Origin of the sequence: Gordonia sp. (in: high G+C Gram-positive bacteria) (assembly GCF_049299075.1) — a bacterium.
Taxonomy (GTDB): Bacteria; Actinomycetota; Actinomycetes; order Mycobacteriales; family Mycobacteriaceae; genus Gordonia.
In genome coordinates this window covers 1-1,854 of the sequence record NZ_JBAQWU010000284.1, presented here as the reverse complement: position 1 = coordinate 1,854, position 1,854 = coordinate 1, and the positions used below count along the sequence as shown (strand labels likewise).

2 protein-coding genes are annotated in these 1,854 nt (G+C 65.9%); both read right to left on the bottom strand.

The features are described 5' to 3' along the window. The coding region (locus WAW85_RS08665; protein ID WP_422559213.1) for a protein kinase domain-containing protein at positions 1-347 on the bottom strand (347 nt) is incomplete at its 3' end. A gap of 59 nt (positions 348-406) precedes the next feature. Next, a complete protein-coding gene (locus WAW85_RS08660; protein ID WP_422559212.1) occupies positions 407-1,636 on the bottom strand; it encodes an integrase catalytic domain-containing protein in 1,230 nt (409 codons plus the stop codon). Positions 1,637-1,854 lie beyond the last annotated feature (218 nt).

The following is a 1,854-nucleotide window of genomic DNA, read 5'->3' as shown; positions in this document are numbered from 1 at the left end:
CCCTCGATGAGCTCCATGACCAGAAACGGGTGCCGTGCGTCGGCGCCCTGGTCATAGACGGCGACCAGGCCGGGATCCTTCAGCCGGGCGACGGTGCGGGCCTCGCGCTGGAAGCGGGTCAGGAATTGCTCGTCGCCGGCATAGCGAGAATCCATCACCTTGACGGCGACCGGACGGTCGAGCCGGGTGTCGAGACCGCGGTACACCGTCGAGGTGCCGCCGCTGGCGATCTTCGCCTGGATCAGATAGCGGCCGTCCAGCAAGGTGTTGTCCAACGGGTCCACCGTCGCGGCTTCGGCCCGCTGCCGATGCGGGCCGGCCGGGCCGGGCGGATGCGCTTGGGCCACGGGGCCATCGTAGGTGCGACGCCGTGATTGGGCGGAAGAACACGGCCTGTTGCCTCGCGTCAAGATGCCCGCGAAGACTGATTCGTTGACTCATCCAAAGATGCCCGCGTGGCGGGGGCTTTTTTGGCCGGTCCAGCCTTGCTGGTGGTGATGGTGAGTAGCTCTGTGGTCAGGGCCTGGATTTGGCGTTGCACGGCGGCTGGGTTGATGCCGCTGTAGGTGTCGGCGAGGATCGCCTTGTCCTGGGCGCAGACCGCCTGGTGACGTTCGGCGCGGCGGTGCGGGGTGGTGGCGGTGTCGTACTTCTTGGACACTTTCGCGCCGTCGCGGACCTTGGAGATGAGTTTCTGCTGCGGGTAGAAGTAGTTGGTCAGCAGTGACTGCAACGCCCAGATCTTGTTGAGCAGCAACAGTTCTGCGCTCGTGTCGTAGCGGTGGTAGCCGACCACGGTGCGCACGATGGCCCAGTTCTTCTGCTCCACGTGGCAGCCGTCGTTGGAGTTGCCCGGCCGTGAGCGGGTGAAGGTGATCTTGCGCTGCTCGCACCAGGCTAATAGGTGATGGTTGATGAACTCACTTCCGTTGTCACTGTCTACGCCCAGGATCGGGAACGGCATGATCTTGGCGATGTCGTCCAGCGCCGCGAGCACCCATTTACGGGCCTTGTTGGGCACGCTGCGGTTCTCGGTCCACCCGGTGGCGATGTCGGTGACGGTCAGCGTGTAGGCGTGCTCACCGGCGGCGTTGCCGCCCTCGTGGCCGACCAGGTCGATCTCGACGAACCCCGGCCTGGCGTCGTCCCAGTCCGCCCAGGTCCGGATCGGGATCTGGGATTTGAGCAGGGACCCCGGCTTGGTGTGGCTGCGACCCTTCAACTCGTGGCGCTTACGCTCGGGGGCCAGGCGGCGGTCGATGGTGGCCGCCGACATGGCGACCAGCAGCGCCGCGGTGTCGTCATCGATGACCAGCTCGCCGAACCGGCGCAAGATCGCCACCAGCTCGTCGAGCATCGGCGCCAGCCTTTTGCCGGCGGGCATGCCCAGCACCGCCCAGCAGAAGATCAGCGCCGCAATAACTTTCGGTCCATACTTCGGTGGCCGCAGCGGTCGCTGCTTAACAACTCGTGGCCGCAAGACGCCACGCAGTGCCTTGCGCGCATGATCGCGATGCCACCCCGTGGTGGCGCACAACTCATCGAGGATCTTCGCTTTACCGGCCTTGTCCGCCCGCTTGTAGCGGGTCGCGATCGCTTTCGTCACGGCCTTGCGCTCTGCCATCGTCAATCCCATCCTCCGGCGGTAGCGCAACCCCCGCTCTGACGTTCGGACGACACGCCGCACGCGGGCATTCTCAGACGAGTCAACGAAGGGGGCTACGCGGGCATTTTGGATGAGTCAACGCGCGGGGTGGCGCACCGCTCGCTCGTCCGGCGAACATGTCAGTGAACGTATGGTCGCTGCGGCCGGCGTCGGGCGGCGGACGTCGCCGGTCCGGGTCAGGATGCTTT

Bases quoted from the DNA above. Each gene is read 5' to 3' on its own strand.
- WAW85_RS08660 (WP_422559212.1), bottom strand. From the start codon at position 1,636: ATGGGATTGACGATGGCAGAGCGCAAGGCCGTGACGAAAGCGATCGCG.